This is a genomic window from Solirubrobacter ginsenosidimutans, assembly GCF_027587205.1.
Window position 1 is genome coordinate 56,467 of record NZ_JAPDOD010000045.1, and the last position, 16,137, is coordinate 72,603.

The 16,137-nt window shown below is 70.1% G+C and carries 13 protein-coding genes; 5 read left to right on the forward strand and 8 right to left on the reverse strand.

Annotated features, from left to right (window positions below; all coding sequences use genetic code 11):
- A complete protein-coding gene (locus tag OM076_RS33975; protein WP_270044606.1) occupies positions 1-1,053 on the reverse strand; it encodes an aldo/keto reductase in 1,053 nt (350 codons plus the stop codon).
- Between the two features lie 81 nt (positions 1,054-1,134).
- On the opposite strand from OM076_RS33975, the gene OM076_RS33980 reads away from it, so the two are divergent.
- The gene (locus tag OM076_RS33980; RefSeq protein WP_270044607.1) at positions 1,135-1,542 is read left to right on the forward strand and encodes a hypothetical protein; all 408 of its coding nucleotides are present in this window, start codon (positions 1,135-1,137) and stop codon (positions 1,540-1,542) included.
- Positions 1,543-1,548: 6 nt separating this feature from the next.
- Here OM076_RS33980 and OM076_RS33985 read toward each other — a convergent pair whose 3' ends face one another.
- Positions 1,549-3,267, reverse strand: coding sequence for a S8 family serine peptidase (locus OM076_RS33985; protein ID WP_270044608.1), 1,719 nt, complete (start codon positions 3,265-3,267; stop codon positions 1,549-1,551).
- A 73-nt stretch (positions 3,268-3,340) separates the two neighbouring features.
- Positions 3,341-4,666 carry a putative metal-binding motif-containing protein gene (locus tag OM076_RS33990; protein ID WP_270044609.1) on the reverse strand — a complete coding sequence of 442 codons (1,326 nt, stop codon included), beginning with the start codon at positions 4,664-4,666 and terminating at the stop codon, positions 3,341-3,343.
- Positions 4,667-4,676: 10 nt separating this feature from the next.
- Here OM076_RS33990 and OM076_RS46475 point away from each other — a divergent pair, with 10 nt between their 5' ends.
- Positions 4,677-4,808: a hypothetical protein gene (locus OM076_RS46475; RefSeq protein ID WP_270044610.1), complete on the forward strand. Its 132-nt coding sequence runs from the start codon at positions 4,677-4,679 to the stop codon at positions 4,806-4,808.
- 427 nt (positions 4,809-5,235) lie between these two features.
- Here OM076_RS46475 and OM076_RS34000 read toward each other — a convergent pair whose 3' ends face one another.
- From OM076_RS34000 to OM076_RS34010, 3 genes are all read right to left on the reverse strand, one after another.
- Complete coding sequence (locus OM076_RS34000) at positions 5,236-6,822, reverse strand: LVIVD repeat-containing protein (RefSeq protein ID WP_270044611.1); 1,587 nt, start codon at positions 6,820-6,822, stop codon at positions 5,236-5,238.
- A gap of 214 nt (positions 6,823-7,036) precedes the next feature.
- On the reverse strand, positions 7,037-9,928 hold the full coding sequence (locus OM076_RS34005; protein WP_270044612.1) for a vitamin B12-dependent ribonucleotide reductase: 2,892 nt from the start codon (positions 9,926-9,928) through the stop codon (positions 7,037-7,039).
- Positions 9,929-10,189: 261 nt separating this feature from the next.
- Positions 10,190-11,041, reverse strand: a complete 852-nt coding sequence (locus OM076_RS34010) for an NAD(P)H-binding protein (RefSeq protein ID WP_270044613.1) — start codon at positions 11,039-11,041, stop codon at positions 10,190-10,192.
- A 74-nt stretch (positions 11,042-11,115) separates the two neighbouring features.
- On the opposite strand from OM076_RS34010, the gene OM076_RS34015 reads away from it, so the two are divergent.
- Positions 11,116-11,556: an Rrf2 family transcriptional regulator gene (locus OM076_RS34015; RefSeq protein WP_270044614.1), complete on the forward strand. Its 441-nt coding sequence runs from the start codon at positions 11,116-11,118 to the stop codon at positions 11,554-11,556.
- Here the strand turns inward: OM076_RS34015 and OM076_RS34020 are convergent.
- Positions 11,540-12,361: a hypothetical protein gene (locus OM076_RS34020; RefSeq protein ID WP_270044615.1), complete on the reverse strand. Its 822-nt coding sequence runs from the start codon at positions 12,359-12,361 to the stop codon at positions 11,540-11,542. The genes OM076_RS34015 and OM076_RS34020 overlap by 17 nt on opposite strands.
- Positions 12,362-12,388: 27 nt before the next feature.
- Between OM076_RS34020 and OM076_RS34025 the strand changes: the two genes are divergently transcribed.
- Both OM076_RS34025 and galE read left to right on the forward strand, forming a co-directional pair.
- Positions 12,389-12,955 carry a YdeI/OmpD-associated family protein gene (locus OM076_RS34025; RefSeq protein WP_270044616.1) on the forward strand — a complete coding sequence of 189 codons (567 nt, stop codon included), beginning with the start codon at positions 12,389-12,391 and terminating at the stop codon, positions 12,953-12,955.
- A 5-nt stretch (positions 12,956-12,960) separates the two neighbouring features.
- Entirely contained in the window at positions 12,961-13,938 is a 978-nt protein-coding gene (gene galE / locus OM076_RS34030) for a UDP-glucose 4-epimerase GalE (RefSeq protein WP_270044617.1), read from the forward strand.
- A 309-nt stretch (positions 13,939-14,247) separates the two neighbouring features.
- Here the strand turns inward: galE and OM076_RS34035 are convergent.
- The coding region (locus tag OM076_RS34035) for a RecQ family ATP-dependent DNA helicase (RefSeq protein WP_270044618.1) at positions 14,248-16,137 on the reverse strand (1,890 nt) is incomplete at its 5' end.

The window sequence follows — 16,137 nt, forward strand, 5'->3', positions numbered from 1 at the left end:
TCAGGCCACCGGAATCACGGGGAGCGTGAAGCGGGTCGCGTCGCCGCCCAGCACCCGGTCGCGGACGCTGGCCGTCACCGCGTGCGGCACACCGAGCGTCGGGGCGCTGACGGCGTCGAGGCGGTCGGCCTGCTCGCGCGTGAGGGTGACGTCGAGTGCGGCGAGGTAGTCCTCGAGCTGCACGACGCTGCGCGGGCCGATGATCGACACCACCGAGGTGGTCGAGCGCGCGTCGAGGTCGCGCAGCCAGGCCATCGCCACCTGGGCCGCCGGCACGCCGAGCTCGTCCGCGATCGTGAGCACCTCATCCACGGTTCGCGTCTTTTGATCGGAATCCTCGGTGTGGATCAACCGGTTCCAGTCGGTCAGGCGGCCCGCGTCACTCTGGCGGTACTTGCCCGTCAGCAGCCCGCCGCCGAGCGGCGACCACAACGTGACGCCGAGCCCGAGCGCCTCGGCCATCGGGATCAGCTCGCGGTCGGCGGTGCGCTCCACGAGGCTGTACTCGACCTGGATGCCGGAGATCGGCGTCCACCCGCGCAGCTCCGCGATCGTCTGCGCCCGCGCCACCCGCCAGGCGGGGAAGTTGGACAGGCCGGCGTGGACGATCTTGCCGCTCGTGACGAGGTCGTCGAGGCCGCGCAGGATCTCCTCGATCGGCGTCACGCCGTCCTGGAAGTGCACCCAGTACAGGTCGATGCGGTCGGTCTGGAGACGCTTCAGACTCCCCTCGACCGCCCGCACCATGTTCTTGCGGCCGTTCCCGGTCGTGCTGATCGACGGCTCGTTGACGCCGTTGGAGTACTTGGTGGCGACGACGAAGTGATCGCGATCGGCCTTGAGGAAGTCGCCGAGCAGCGTCTCGGACTCGCCGAGCTGGTAGCCCTCGGCGGTGTCGATCAGCGTCCCGCCCGCCTCCGCGAAGCGGTCGAAGATCCGCCGCGCCTCGCCGGGCTCTGCGCCCATGCCCCAACTGGTGCCGAAGTTGCCCGCGCCGAGCGCGTACTCGGAGACCCTGGGGCCGGTCAGTCGTCCGAACGTCCGGTGTCGCATGGTGGCTCCCATCATCGAAGTAACTTCGATGATAGTAGCTAGTGACTGGTGACGCGGCGAGCGGTCGGGTACGGTCCCAGCGTGGTCGGGCTCGCATTGGTCATCTGGCCGGTTCCGGCGTGCGGCGCGCTCGTCTCGCTGCTCTTCGGCCGCAGCGCCGGGCACGACGGGGTGCGCTGGTTCAGCGGGCGGCTCGCCTTCCTGCTCGGACTCGCGCTCTGCGCTGCGAGCGTCGTCGTGCTGGTCGAGCTGAACAACGAGTTCGGCTTGCGGCTCGCGGGCGCCGCGCTGCTCGGGGCGGCCGTGCTGGGCGTCCTCGCGATACCGGCGGTCGCGTTCTATTCGCTCGGCTTCGCCGTTCGCCGCGGCTGGCTGGCGGGCGCGCTCTGGTTCGCCGGAACGCTCCCGCTCACCGCGTACACCGTGCTCGCGGGCCTCGCCTACTTCGACCTCGTGGTCTGCGCCGGTGGGTGCGTGTTCGTCGACTGAGCGGCTTCAGCGGATCCGCACGACGCGGCGCGACAGGTGCGACGTCGGATAGCCGTAGCCGTCGACTCGCACTTCCAGCGTCTTCAGGCGGCGGTAGCGGGCGGCGGTCATCCGGGTCGAGAGCGTCGTCTGCCCGCTGCGCTTGAGACGCACCAGCCGCTGCATGAGCTGGGTGCGGCCGTTGAAGACCCGGGCGGTGACCGAGCAGGCCGCGCGGCAGCTGAGCGTCACCTGCAGCCGGCCTGAGCGGAACTGGGCGCGGCGGAAGCTGAGCAGCCGCGGGTTGGCGGCGAGAGAACGTGGAGGCGACGCCGGCGGCCCGTTCGGGCTCGTATCCGGCGTCCGGTTGGGCGCTCCGCCGTCAGGTGTCGGCGTGGGTTCCGGTGGTGTCGGCGTGGCGGTGGGCACCGGGGTCGGTGTCGCCGTCGGCTGCGGAGCGGGATCGGTGTCCTGGCCCATCGTCGCGAAGCTGTCCAGCGCGCCGTCGATGCTGAGCCGGCGCGGGACGGGCGTCCGGGCGAACGCGGCCGGCCGATCGGCGCCGTCCAGCAAGGCCTGCACCGCCTGGCGGGCGCTCGACCCAAGGCTGCGCAGGACTCCGGCGGTGCCGGCGACCAGCGGGGCGGAGAGCGACGTCCCGGAGTCGATCGAGTAGCCGCCATCGTGCGAGAGGACGTAGATCCCCATGCCGGGTGCGGCGAGTTCCACGTCGGTGCCGAAATTCGAGAAGGACGCCAGCGAGTTGTCCTCCTCGCTCGCGCCGACGCAGATCCCGTTCGCCGAACGCGCAGCCGCGTCGCACGGTGACTGCGGGTTCTGGTCGGTCGAGAGCGAGTCGTTGCCGGCCGCCACCACGAACACGATCGCCGGGTACGCGCGCATGATGCTCGTGTACAGGTCCAGGAGCGCAGGCGTCGAGTCCGCGCCGAGTGAGAGGTTGATCACCGACGCATCGTGGCTCGCGGCGACGTCGATCCCGGCGATCACGTCGGAGAGGCGCGCCGAAGGCGGCTCGACACCCTCGCTGTCGGGGAAGACCTTGACGTCCATGACCTGGCAGCGGGGACACGTGCCCGCGACGCCTTGGTCGTCCGCGCTCGCCGCCGCGGCGCCGGCGACCTCCGTGCCGTGCCCGACGACGTCCTGCGGCGTATGCGAGCCGGTCACGACGTCGAACCCGTGCGTGCCGTCGGCCGGGTTGGTCCACGCCCGCGCGGCGAGATCGGGATGGCCGAGGTCGACGCCGGTATCGACCACGCCGATCGTGACGCCCGGCGCGGCTTCGACCTCCGGCCAGCGCTGCGCGCTGACGATTCCGGTGTTGCCCTCCTCTGGCACGAAGTACCACTGCCAGCACGCGAGCGGATCGCTGAAGACGAGCAGCGTCTCGGGGTTCCCGCGCCCAGGCACACACGCCGTCGGCGCGGTCGTCACGTGGAACTCGCGGTTGGGAGCGACCCACCGCACGCCATCAGCGCGCTCGAGCCGCGGAAGTTGCCCGGACGCCACCTGCGCCTGCTGCACGACCAGGCCGGCGGGTCGGGCGATCGTCTCCGCTCCGGCGTGCCCGAGCGCGGTGGCCCGCTGCGCCGCCGTCGCGTGAGACTCGAAGCCGACGACGACGTCCTCGCTCGCGCGCGCCGGCGCGGCGGCGAACAGCGCCGCGGCGACGACCACGCCCATGGCCGACGCGGCCAGCCGCACGTGGATCGCCTCTCGTGTCACGCGTCGAACGCTATTCAGCGGTTCTCGGGTGACCGGGTAGCCATCCGAGAACCGTACCGTGCGGTTCTAAGGATCAGCAGGCGACGGGCGACTTCGCGCCGGGCGGCTGGCACTTCGTCGTGATCAGCGGCTTCTTGCCCGCCCGCACCGTCAGGATCTTCACCGCGTTGATCGCGTTCGGCTTGGAGACGATGACCGTGATCACGTCCTTGGCCTTGAGCGGCTTCTTGATGAACTTGGCCAGCGTCACCGTGCCGAAGGCGTTCTTCTTCGTGAAGCCCTTGCCCTTCAGCCCCGACGGGCAGCCCTTGCCCTTACAGGTCGCGGTGACCGTCGCGCCGAGCGGGACATTCTTGACCTGCAGCGTCGTGAACTTCGTCGTCTTCTTGCCGGCCGTCGCGAAGAACGCCATCGTGACGAGGATCTGCTCAGGCTTGGTGTTCTGCGACAAGACCACCGGGGTCGTTCCGACGATGCCATCGCAGTTCTCGTCGACCGCGTTGTCGAGGATCTCGATCGCCCCGGGACGGATCGACGGATCGGCGTCGTTGCAGTCGATCTGCGCATTGAAGCCGTCGTTGTCGTCGTCGTTGGCGGCGACCGACCACTTGCGGGAGGCTGCGGCGCCGACGTTCCCCGCCAGGTCGATCGCTCGCACCTCGAAGGTATGAGCGCCCGCGGTCAGGTGGTCGACCACGATGCCGGACGTGCACGGGGCGAAGGCCGCGCTGTCGAGCCGGCACTCGAAGGTCGAACCGGTCTCGTTGTTGTCGAAGTTGAACGTCTCGGTGTTGACGGCCTGCAGCGCGCCCGCACCCGGCCCGGAGTTGCTGTCGAGCCTGGCGACCGGCAGAACGGTGTCGACCCGCCACGTTCGCACGATCGGCACACGGTCGAACTCGGGACCGTCCTTCGCTCGGATGCGGAACGTGTGCACACCGTCGGGGAGGTTCGTGAAGGACTTGGTCGCCCGATTGTCCGCGGGGTTCTTGGCTCCGCAGTCACCGCTCGTCGGGATGGTCGCGTTGTCGAGCGAGCAATCGAAAAACAGGCCGCTCAACGACGAGAACGTGAACGTCGGCGACTGCACGTTCGAGACGTTCGCCGGACCGCTCACCAGCGTCGTATCGACGATGCGGAACGTGGCCGTCGGGCTGATCGCGCCCGGACCGTTGCCCGAGAGGTCCTTGCCCTGGACGCGAAATGTGTACGTCCCTTCACCGAGCGTGAGTGTCTGTGCGCCGTTTGGGCACGCGGTAAACGGCGCGGATCCAAGCGAGCACACGGAGCTCGAGAGCGGCTCGTTGGCGCCCCAGTTCAGCGTCACGGTGCGATCGGTCGTCGTCGAATAGGTCACCGTCGGCTGCGTGGGCGTCGGGGCGGTGTGATCTTCGAACACCGCAATCGCCGTGAACCCGCCGCTGAACGCGACCGTGCTGCAGGTCAACGCGGTGCTCCCGGCACACCCTGGTGCGTTCCCGTCCCAGCGCACGAAGTTCCAGTGGCCCGCCGGCGAGGCCTGCGAGGCCGCGGTGAGCTGAATGATCGCGGGGAAGATGGCCGGCGGGGTAACTGACGAGATTCCGATTGCCGCGGGACAGGCCGTGATGGCAGCGTTCGGTTTGCTGACGGCTGTGCAGGTTCCAGCTGAGCTCGACACGGAACCCGAGCCGCTGATGAGCGGGACCACGGTCACCACGTCAGCGAGCGCGGGCGCGGACGAGAACCCGATCGCGGCGAGGCTCGCGCATGCGGCGAGCAGCAGGGCGCGAAGCCTTGGCAGGCGCTGGTACGACAGTGGCATGAACACGGCTTTCTCCCTGACTCCCCTACGTTGGGGCGACTCTACGCCCGCATGGTCGCGTGAGGAAAGGGCTGCGCACTCCAACTTTTGTCTAGGTGCGTGCCGGGCACGACGGCCGAACGGCCGCGCGATGCTTGCGCGGCCGTTCGAGGTCGATCAGGTCGTCAGACGGTCAGGAAGCAGAGGCCCGCGGTAGCGGGGTCGCCCTTCAGCTGAGACGACATGCTCCACAGGAAGCTGCGCTGCTTGGCCGACATGGGGGGTGCGACGACCTCGCGCTTCGCCGCCTTGGCTGCCTTCGCGCCGCCCGTGAGCTTCAGGACCTCGATCCCGCGCGTGTGGTCGGCGGTGTAGACGTAGCCGTTGTGCATGTAGGAGGCCCAGACGAGGGTGTCCCTGGGTCGCCAGTATGCGATCTGGCGCGGGTGCGCCGGGTCTGAGATGTCCAGGAACCGCGTTCCTTCGCCGTACCAGGCGTAGCTCACGATGCTTCCCTCGACGTCGAAGTAGTGCGCCGAGCAGAAGTCCGCCAGGGGGAAGTCCTCGGGCGGGCGTGAGCCCTCCTGCTTGTACGGGTTCCAGGTGCCGACGACCTGCAGGCGGAACGGGTTGGTCTTGGTCGATTTCCAGGCCTCGCCGTTGTAGCTGCCCTTCAGCGAGGCGATGCTGAACATGCCCTGCTTGCTGCAGCCTTCGGCGGCCGGGCCGAAGTCCTCTTCGGTGATCAGGAGCAGCTCGCCGCGCTTGTAGCGGTCGTCGCCGCGCGGGGCGTCGCGACCGATCGGGCGTTCGGCGTTGTGCTCGAAGCCGCCATCGGCGTCGTTGGTGACCGTCTGCGGCAGGCCGCCGCCCGCGTAGGGCACCGGGTTCAGCGGCGAGGCGTCGCGATTGCGGCGGGCGACCGGGTCGTAGTGGCGGCCGTCGGTCCAGTAGCCGCGGGTGCCGCCGTCGCCGGACACCCACGCGACGCCCGCGTCGTCGACTTGCACGTCGTGCGAGTAGGCGGTCACGCCGTCGCGCCGGAAGAGGTCGATGGGCTGCATGGGGTACGCCCGCGGCCGGCGCGGATCGCTCAGATCGGTCGCGATCAGCGGCCGCCCGAACGTCCAGTTCAGCGGTGGCTGCTTCTGCTTGTTGGTCGCGGCCGGACCGCCGGTCCACAGCCAGCGGCAGCCGTTGATGCACGTTGTCGTGTGGCCCGTCGGGAGCTGCTGGAACGCAAGCAGCCGTAGCGCCTCCGGGTCGCTCGCGTCGACGATGTAGACGCCGGCGATATTGGTCGCGCCGTTCGGATCGCCCGGCTCGTTGGACGTCGTCCCGTTATAGGAGCGGGGGTCGCGGGAGATCAGGATCAGCTTGCGGTCCTGGTCGACGTCCATGTCCTCGTTCTGCCAGAACGTGGAATGTGGATCTCCGTCCTTGGCCGGGTCGGGCGTGAAGTCCACGTCCGGGTCGCCCGGCAACTTCAGTCGCTCGGACGAGATCTCATCCAGCAGCTGCGGCTTGGTCGGGTCCGCGAGCGAGTACGTCTTCACACCGAAGCGGCCCGTGACGACCATCACGTCCAGCGTGCGCCCGCCGGCCCCCCGATCATGTCCGTGGCCACCGTCCCGGTACTCGAGGAAGTTGATCGCCGTGGCCCACTTGCCCTCAGGGATCGTCTTGACCAGCTGGACGTTCTTTCCTTGGCCCGCAGCGGGTGCCGCGAACACGAGCGCCAATCCGAGCGCGCTCAACGCCGTCCCTCTCACTCTCACGGAGCCTCCCCCCGAAAAGTGGTTATCGACTGACGCCCGAAGCTACTCCCCTTGCGCTCACAGCGCTCTCAGGCGGAGTCCATCGGCTCCGAAACGGCGAAGGGCCGCCAATGGCGGCCCTTCGTGAAGCACTCTTATGGGTGCGTATCGTCCGGAACGTTGACGCACGCCCTCGGGGTGGGGCGGTGGGGATGCCCCGCCTTCAATCTCAGCCGCAGCCGGTGTTGTTGCCGCAGCTCGAGCACGTGTAGCACGAGCCCGTCCGCTGCATCATGCCGCCGCAGTTGTTGCACGCCGGGCCCAGATCCAGGCCCATGAGGCGGGCAGGGATCACGGGCGGCGTCTCGGTCAGGGCGCTGGTCGGGGCCTGCGCCGCGGGCGCCGGGGCGAGGGCCTTCGGGGTGCCGTTGCCGTTGGCCGGGCGCGAGGACCCGCCGGAGGCGCCGGCGTTGAAGTCCTCACCGATCTTCTTCGCGCGGACCTCAGGCGTGAGGATCCCGAGCTCCTCCTGGACGTCGGCGTCCAGGAAGCGCGAGGCGAGCCAGCGCATGATGTAGTCCGGCATCGACTTGGCGAACGGGATCTCCGGGTTGGTGGTGATCCCTTCCGGCTCGAAGCGCATGTAGGCGAACTTGCGCACCAGCGTCTCCAGCGGCACGCCGTACTGCAGCGAGATAGAGATCGCCGTCGCGAACGAGTTCATCATGCCGCGGAGGGTCGAGCCCTCCTTGCCGATGTCGGTCAGGAAGATCTCCCCGACCGTGCCGTCCTCGTACATGCCGGCCGTGATGTAGCCCTCGTGGCCGCCGAGCGAGAACTTGTGGGTGAGCGACTTGCGCTCGCGCGGCATGCGCCGGCGCAGCGGCTCGTCCTCGCGGGCGATCGCCTTGGAGACGGCCTTCTCGACCGCGGCCTTGACGAGCACGTCGACCTCGGAGGAGGTGAAGATCTCCTCGCCCGCCTCCAGTGCCGCCGACGCCTTCGCGTCGAGCTCCTTGGTGTCCTGCGCGTCGGTGCGCAGCGCCTGCGCGGTCTTGGAGCCGTCGCGGTAGATGGCCAGCGCCTTGACGCCGAGGCGCCAGGCGTTGATGTACGCCTCGGCGATGTCGTCAACCGTCGACTCCTGCGGCATGTTGACCGTCTTGGAGATCGCGCCCGAGAGGAACGGCTGGACCGCGCCCATCATCTTCACGTGGCCCGAGGCGGAGATGGCCCGCTCGCCCACCGCGACGTCGAACACCGAGAGGTGCTCGGCGGCCAGGCCCGGAGCGCCGACGATCGTGCCGTGCTCGGCGACGTACGCCTCGATCTGCTCGATCGTGGCCTCGCCGTAGCCCAGCGTGCGCAGCGCCATCGGCACCGTGCGGTTGGCGATGATCATGTTGCCGCCGCCGACGAGCTCCTTGTACTTCACGAGCGAGAAGTCGGGCTCGATGCCGGTGGTGTCGCAGTCCATCAGGAACGAGATCGTCCCCGTGGGCGCGAGCACGGAGGCCTGCGCGTTGCGGTAGCCGTAGAGCTCGCCGAGCGCGACGGCCTCGTTCCAGGTGTCACGCGCGGCAGCGAGCAGCGGCTCATCCGTGCAGGCGCTGTCCGGCACCGCGTAGGACGCGTCGCGGTGCATGCGCATGACGTTGTTGTGCGCCTCGCGGTTCTCCGCGTAGCGGTCGTACGGGCCCATCGCCGCGGCGATCTTCGCCGACTGCGCATACGCGCGGCCGGTCATCAGCGCCGTGATCGCCGCCGCCGTGCCGCGACCCTCGTCGGAGTCGTAGGCGAAGCCGTTGGCCATCAGGTAGGCGCCGAGGTTGGCGTAGCCGATGCCGAGCTGGCGGAACGCGCGGGCGTTCTCGCCGATCTCCTTGGTCGGGTAGCTCGACGGCGACACGACGATCTCCTGCGCCAGCAGGATGATGTCGACGGAGTGCTGGAACATCTCGACGTCGAACGAGCCGTCGGGACGGCGGAACTTCATCAGGTTCAGCGACGCCAGGTTGCACGCCGAGTCGTCCACGTGCATGTACTCCGAGCACGGGTTCGACGCGTTGATGCGACCGGAGTTCGGGGACGTGTGCCACTGGTTGATCGTGGTGTCGTACTGGACGCCCGGGTCGGCGCAGCGCCAGGCGGCCTCCGCGATCTCGCGCATCAGCTCGCGCGCCTTGATCGGCTCGCCCACGGGCTCGCCGGTGGTGCGGGCGATCAGGTGCCAGTCGGCGTCGTCCTCGACGGCGTGCATGAACTCGTCCGACACGCGGACGGAGTTGTTGGCGTTCTGGTACTGGATCGAGTGGAAGCCGTCGCCGTCGATCGACATGTCAAAGCCGGCGTCGCGCAGCGCCGCGGCCTTGTCCTCTTCCTTGGCCTTGCACCAGATGAACTCGCGGATGTCCGGGTGATCGACGTCGAGCACGACCATCTTGGCCGCGCGGCGGGTCTTGCCGCCGGACTTGATCGTGCCCGCCCAGGAGTCGGCGCCGCGCATGAAGGAGACCGGCCCAGAAGCGGTGCCGCCCTTGGCCAGCGGCTCCATCGACCCGCGGATGTTGGAGAGGTTGATGCCCGATCCAGAACCGCCGCGGAAGATGCGACCCTCGCGCGTGTTCCAGTCGAGGATCGACTCCATCGTGTCTTCAACCGAGAGGATGAAGCAGGCGGAGCACTGCGGGGACTCCTCGAAGCCCACGTTGAACCACACCGGCGAGTTGAACGCCGCGATCTGGTTCAGAAGGATGTAGGTGAGCTCGGCCTCGAAGGTGTCGCCGTCCTCTTCCGTCGCGAAGTAGCCGCGCGCACGACCCCAGTCGGCGATCGTCCCCGAGACGCGGGAGACCATCTGCTTGACCGAGCGCTCACGCGTGGGCGAGTTCAGCTGGCCGCGGAAATACTTCTGGGCGACGATGTTGGTCGCGTTCTGCGACCAGGACTTCGGGAACTCGACGTCCTCCTGGAGGAAGGAGCCCACGGCAGCGGTCCGCAGCTCCCACTCGACGGCGTCGAAGGGGTGAACGCCGGGCCGGGTGAACAGGCGCCGCACGGTCAAGGCCTCGGCAGGCCGAGACGTGGTCTCGAGTGTTGGATGCGGCGTGGTCTGCTCCATAAGTGTGCGTTCTCCCTTCAGCGTGCCGACGCCCGGCACGAACCTCAAATCTGGACCGGGAAGATTGCACTCCGCGTCGGACAGAACGGGTGGCGCGGACGACGGCTCCAGTGGTGACGACGCTCTCTAAGAAGCGCCTGCAAAACGCAATTTCCTCTCCCCACATTCTAGCGGTCCCGGGGGTACGGCTATCCCGCATTTTCGGGGCGCCGAGGGTGTTCGCGGCTCTCCGCGAACACCCCGCAAACACGGGCGACTTCGTCAGCCGGCGAGCGCCGGGGCGAGCACGTCGCGAAGCGAACGTGGCGCGTGGCCGGTGATGTCGCGGACGGCGGTCGAGATGGTCGCCTGGTATCCGAGCCGCTGGGCGCGGCCGAGCGTCGCGAGCGCCTGCGCTCCCGCCTCGGGCATGTGTGCGCTCATCGCGGCGACCCAGGCGGCGTCGTCGAGCTGCTGGACCGAGACGGGCTTACCGGTGAGTTCGGTGTACAGCGCCGCGAGGCCATCCGGGTTGAGCGCCTCCTCGCCGGTGATGTCGTAGAGCTTGTCGTCGTGGTCGTCGCCGGCCAGCACGGCGGCGGCGACGTCGGCGCAGTCGAGCCGGGAGACGTTCACGGCCAGCCCGTCGCCCGCGTTGGTCACGATCGTGCCGCTCGCGAGCACGCCGGGCGCCGACAGCGTGTACATCTCGGTGTAGATCGCGTTGCGCAGCACCGTCCAGTGGGCGCCCGAATTGAACAGGTGCAGCTCGGTCGCGCGATGGTCCGGGGCGACGAACACCGGGTTGCTGTGCGACGGGTTCGTGACCGACGTATAGGCGATCCGCTGCACACCCGCCGCCACCGCGGCGTCGATCGCGGCCTTCTGCGGCTCCACCCGGGTCCCGACGGTGTCGAGGCTGATCAGCAGCAGGCGGTCGATCCCGCTGAAGTCGAGCGTGGCGGCGTCGGTGAAGTCGCCGGCGCGCACCTCGACCCCGCGCTCGGCGTAGGCGGCGAGCTTGCTCGGATCACGGGTCACGAGGACGACGTCGGCGGCGGGCACCCGCTCCAGCAGCGCGTCCGCGGTGAGCCGGCCGAGCGTGCCGGACGCGCCGGTGATGCCGTATTTCATGCTGTCCTCCGAATTCGTGTGCACTGCGGTTACGAATGCAAACGTATCAGGGCCGGTTACGATTAGACGTGCGCGTGCCCGCCCCGACGAACACCCAGTTCTCCCTCGCCGTGCACGTCCTGACGCTGCTCGGCAGCCAGGCGCCCGCGCTGGTCAGCTCGGAGTTCCTCGCAGGGAGCGCAGGGACGAGCCCCGAGCACGTGCGGCGGGTCCTGGCGCCGCTCCGGCGCGCCGGCCTGGTGCGCTCACGGCCGGGACCGAGCGGGGGCTGGCAGCTCGACGGCGCCGGCTGCGAGACGACGCTCGGGGAGATCTGGCGGGCCGTCCACGGCGACGCCGGCGTCCTCGGTGTCCACGTCGCCGCGCCGGACTGCGACGTCGGCCAGCGCATCCAGTCCGCGCTGGAGGACCTCGAACGCCGCGCGGTCGACGCCCTCGTCGCCGAGCTCGATCAGCAGACGCTGGGCCAGCTCGTCAGTGAGACGAGCGGCGTCACGCTCAGCGGCCGAACCTGAGCCAGTCCGAGAAGTCCGCCCACGTGCCCTTGAAGCGGTAGGCGGCCTCGCTGAAGGCGTGGCTGGTGCTCGGCGAGCGACCCGTGACGGCGGCGAGCGCGAGGCCGAGCGCGCCGAGGAGCGCGATCCCGACGAGGATGCCCGGGATGAGCAGCCCTGAGGTGTTGGAGCGGGTGACCACCGAAGGGGTCGGGACCGGCGTCGGGGTGGCCGCGGGTGCGGCTGGGGCGACGGTGGGCGTCGCCACCGGCGGGGCGGGCGTGACCGACCCTTCAGGGGTGGGCGGGAGCGTGCCGGACTCGGGCGTCGCGCTCTCCGTCGCCGGGGGGAGCGAGCCGCTACCGCCGTCGTCGGTCGGGGGCGGGAGCGCGCCGGACTCCGGTGAGGCCGTCGAGGTCGCGTCGGGGGAGGCCGTCGCGGTCGCGGTGGCCGTCGGGGTTGCCGTGGCCTCGTCGCAGCGACCCTTGTCGTGGCGCTGGATGCCCGCCTTGACCGCTTCGCGGAAGTCCGGGAAGTCGCGGTCGAACGCGGCCTCGATGCCGTCGAGCGTCTCCTGCAGCACGGCGCGCGTGTGCTCGCAGACGTCGATCACGCCGTCGCGGCTGTAGTCGGTGTAGACCGCCTTGACCTCCTTGGACGCGTCCGCCGGCGGATCGGCCGCCGTGCCGTCGTCCTGCGCGGCGGTGGCGGTGGGCGTCGGCGTGTCGGTCGGCGTCGGCGTCGGCGTTTGCGCGAAGGACGTGGCACAAGTGACCGCCAGGAGCGCCAGCGCGGCCAGGAGAGCCGTGATGGGGCGCGTGCGCATAAGCCTCCCACTGTACCGTCGGTGGACATGGATCAGCCCGTTCTGACGTTCGCCGGCAAGGAGGAGTTCTCCGCGTGGCTGGCCGAAAACCATGCGAGTTCGGACGGTCTGTGGGTCAAGATCGCCAAGAAGGGCACGGGCGTCGAGAGCGTCGCGGTGACCGAGACGCTGGACGTCGCGCTGTGCTTCGGGTGGATCGACGGCCAGCGCAAGCCGTTCGACGAGACCTACTTCCTGCAGAAGTACACGCCACGGCGGGCGCGGTCGAAATGGTCCAAGCGCAATCAAGGGCTGGTGGCCAAGTTGATCGAGGCGGGTGAGATGCAGCCCGCCGGCCACGCGGAGATCGAGCGGGCGAAGGCCGACGGGCGCTGGGAGGCGGCCTACGAGTCCCAAGCGAACATGCAGGTCCCACCCGATCTGCAGGCCGAGCTCGATGCGCGTCCCGCGGCGGCGGAGTTCTTCGCGACGCTCAACTCGACCAACCGCTACTCGATCCTCTTCCGCCTCCACGACGCCAAGCGACCCGAGACGCGGGCGCGGCGGCTCGAGAAATTCGTCGGCATGCTCGAGCGTGGCGAGACGCTTTACTAGCCCGCATGCGCCTTCTCGTGACCGGCGGGGCCGGCTACATCGGCTCGATCGTGGCCCAGCAGCTGCTCGCGCGCGGCGACGACGTCACCGTCCTGGACTCCCTCTATCGAGGCCACCGCGAGGCCGTGCCCGAGGGCGCGGCGTTCGTCGAGGCGGACCTCCTTGACCCGGCGGCCGTGGGGGCCGTCCTGGACGGCGGGGGATTCGAGGGCGTGGTCCACTTCGCGGCGCTGTCGCTCGTGGGCGAGTCGGTCGAGCACCCGGAGCGCTACTGGCGCGGGAACGTCGTCGGCGCGCTGAACCTGCTCGACGCGATGCGCGCGGCCGGCGTGCCGCGGCTGGTCTTCTCCTCGACCGCCGCGACCTACGGGGAGCCCGCGGTCGACCTGATCACCGAGGAGGAGCCCAACGCGCCGGTGAACGCGTACGGCAACTCGAAGCTGACGATCGACCGGATGCTGGCCGACGAGGCCCGCGCCCACGGGCTCGCCGCCGTGTCGCTGCGCTATTTCAACGTGGCGGGCGCGAGCGGGCGCTTGGGCGAGGACCACACGCCGGAGACGCACCTGATCCCGTTGGTGCTGCAGGCCGCGGCGGGCACGCGGCCGAGCGTGGCGATCTTCGGCACCGACTACCCGACGCCGGACGGCACCGCGGTGCGCGACTACGTTCACGTCGACGACCTCGCGCGGGCGCACATCCTCGCGCTGGAGAAGGCGGTGCCCGGGCGGCACGACATCTTCAACCTGGGCTCGGAGCGGGGCTACTCGGTGCGTGAGGTGATCGATACGGCGCGGGCTGTGACCGGGCGCGAGATCGTGGCTCTGGAGGAGGACCGGCGGGCGGGCGATCCGCCGCAGCTCGTCGCGGCGAACGCGCGGGCGCGGGCCGGGCTGGGGTGGGCGCCGGAGAAGTCCTTGGAGGACATGGTGCGCGACGCGTGGGTGTGGCACCAGGCGCACCCGGGTGGGTACGGCGCCTAGGGACGAAAGTCAACTGCGCCGGGTGGGGAGGGGGAGTGGCGAGCCACCCGTCCCTGGCTCCCGCGAACCCGCTCGGTCCTCGGCTCTGTTGCCTCGAAGCCTCGCGCCGACAGTTACGGGCCACGGAGACCGAAAGTGCGTTCTCACGCTCGGCGATCATCCCGCCGGGGAAACGACCATCCGCCGCGAGGGGGGTGACGAACAAACGTTGCCTCTGAGGCAGCATTTGTGCGACACCCCCACCGGCGCGCCAGCTCGACCAGTGCGAACCTGATCGAAACCCGCGATCGGACCGTCAGGCGCGCTCGGTCAACCGTCGAGCAGTGCGAGTAGCGACTCGGCGTGCTTCGAGACGAACGACGCCCCGATCCCCTTGATCTGCAGCAACTCCTGCTCGCTCTTGGGCTTGCGCCGCACGACCTCCCGCAGCGTCGCGTCGGTCGCGACCGTGTAAGCGGGCTTGCCCTCGGCACGCTCTCGCCGCCACGCCTTCAGCGGCGCGAGCTCGTCATCTGAGACGGGTGGGCCGTCCTCGACCGGGGCGAGCTTCTTGGGCTTCGCGCTGATCGGCGGGAGCCACGTGGGTGGGTCGTGGACGTCGCAGCAGCGGCCGAGTGGCTGACCGGGGGTGTTGTCGCCGAAGTGGTCGAGCAGCTGCCGGCGGCGGCAGCGGTCGCCGGTCGCGGCGTAGTGCTCGATCGAGCGGTAGGACTGCCAGCGGCGGTCGGCGGCGGCGCGGCAGAGCTGGGAGACCTTGGCTCGGTCGAGGTGCTCGCTATTGAGGTCGACGCGGATGCTGTTGCCGCTGCCCGGCTGCAGCGTGAGCGCTCCGGCGCGCTCGGCGACGGCGAGCAGGATGCGGTCCTTGTCGTCACCGGCGGGAAACTCGCGCTGGCCGCCGCGGACGCGATTGACGAGGCGGCCGACCTCTTCGACGGTGATCTCCGCCTCGCGGATGAAGCGGACCAGCCTCCCGAGATCCGATCGAGAGGCGAGCAGGACGGCCTTGGCGGGCGCGCCGTCGCGGCCCGCTCGGCCGGCCTCCTGGTAGTAGGCCTCGAGCGAGCTGGGAAGCGCCCAGTGCCAGACCGAGCGCACGTCGGCCTTGTCGACGCCCATCCCGAAGGCGTTGGTCGCGACGACGACGTCGGCCTCGTCGCGCATGAACGCGTCCTGGGCGCGCGTGCGGGCGTCGGCGGGCATGCCGGCGTGGTAGGCGGCGGTCTTCAGGCCCTCGGCCTGCAGCATCGCCGCGATCTCCTCCGTGCTCTTGCGCGTGCCGCAGTAGACGACGCCGGGGCGGTTCTCGTCCAGCTTGAGGCCGGCGACCAGCGTCGCCCGCTTGCGCGCCACGCTCCCCTCGCCGTCGAACGGGAGGACGTCGAAGCTGAGGTTCGGGCGATCGAAGCCGGAGCGCACCCGCTCGGGTTCCCGGAGGCCGAGGCGGGTGACGATCTCCTCGGCGACCTTCGGCGTCGCGGTCGCGGTGCAGGCCATGACGGGCGGATGGCCGAGCTCGGCGATGACCGACGCGAGCCGGAGGTAGTCGGGCCGGAAATCGTGCCCCCACTCGGACACGCAGTGCGCCTCGTCGACGACGAACAGGGCGAGCGTCCGCTGCTTGATCGCGTTGCGGAAGGCAGTGGAGGCGAACCGCTCGGGTGCGGCGAAGACGATCGTCGCCCGGCCGCTGCGGAGCTGATCGAGGGCGGACTGATTGTCCTCGCCGGAGGCCAGCATCACGGCCGGGTGACCGAGATCGGTCAGGCGCTGGCACTGATCGCGCATCAGGGCGATCAGCGGGGACACGACGACGGTCAGGTCGTCGCTTGCGAGGGCGGGGAGCTGGTAGCAGAGGCTCTTGCCGCCGCCGGTGGGCATGACGACCAGCGCGTCGCGGCCGTCGAGCGCGGCCTGCACGGCCTCCTTCTGACCGGGTCGGAAGGAGGAGAGGCCGAGCAGGGAGAGCAGCGACTCGGGCGTGATGTCGGCGGGCCGGGCGGGGCGAGGCCGCGGCGCCGTAGGGCGCGCGGGCGGCGTTGCCGGCCGGGCGGACGCCGCCGCGGGGACGGGCGCGGCGCCGAACGCGAGCTGGTCCTGGCCGCCGGCACGCCCGGCGGCGGTGGCCGGAGCGGGCTGGCGCCAATCGGGGACCGACGGCGCCGCGGCGTGGCCACCGCCGGCGGGGCGCGGGGCCAG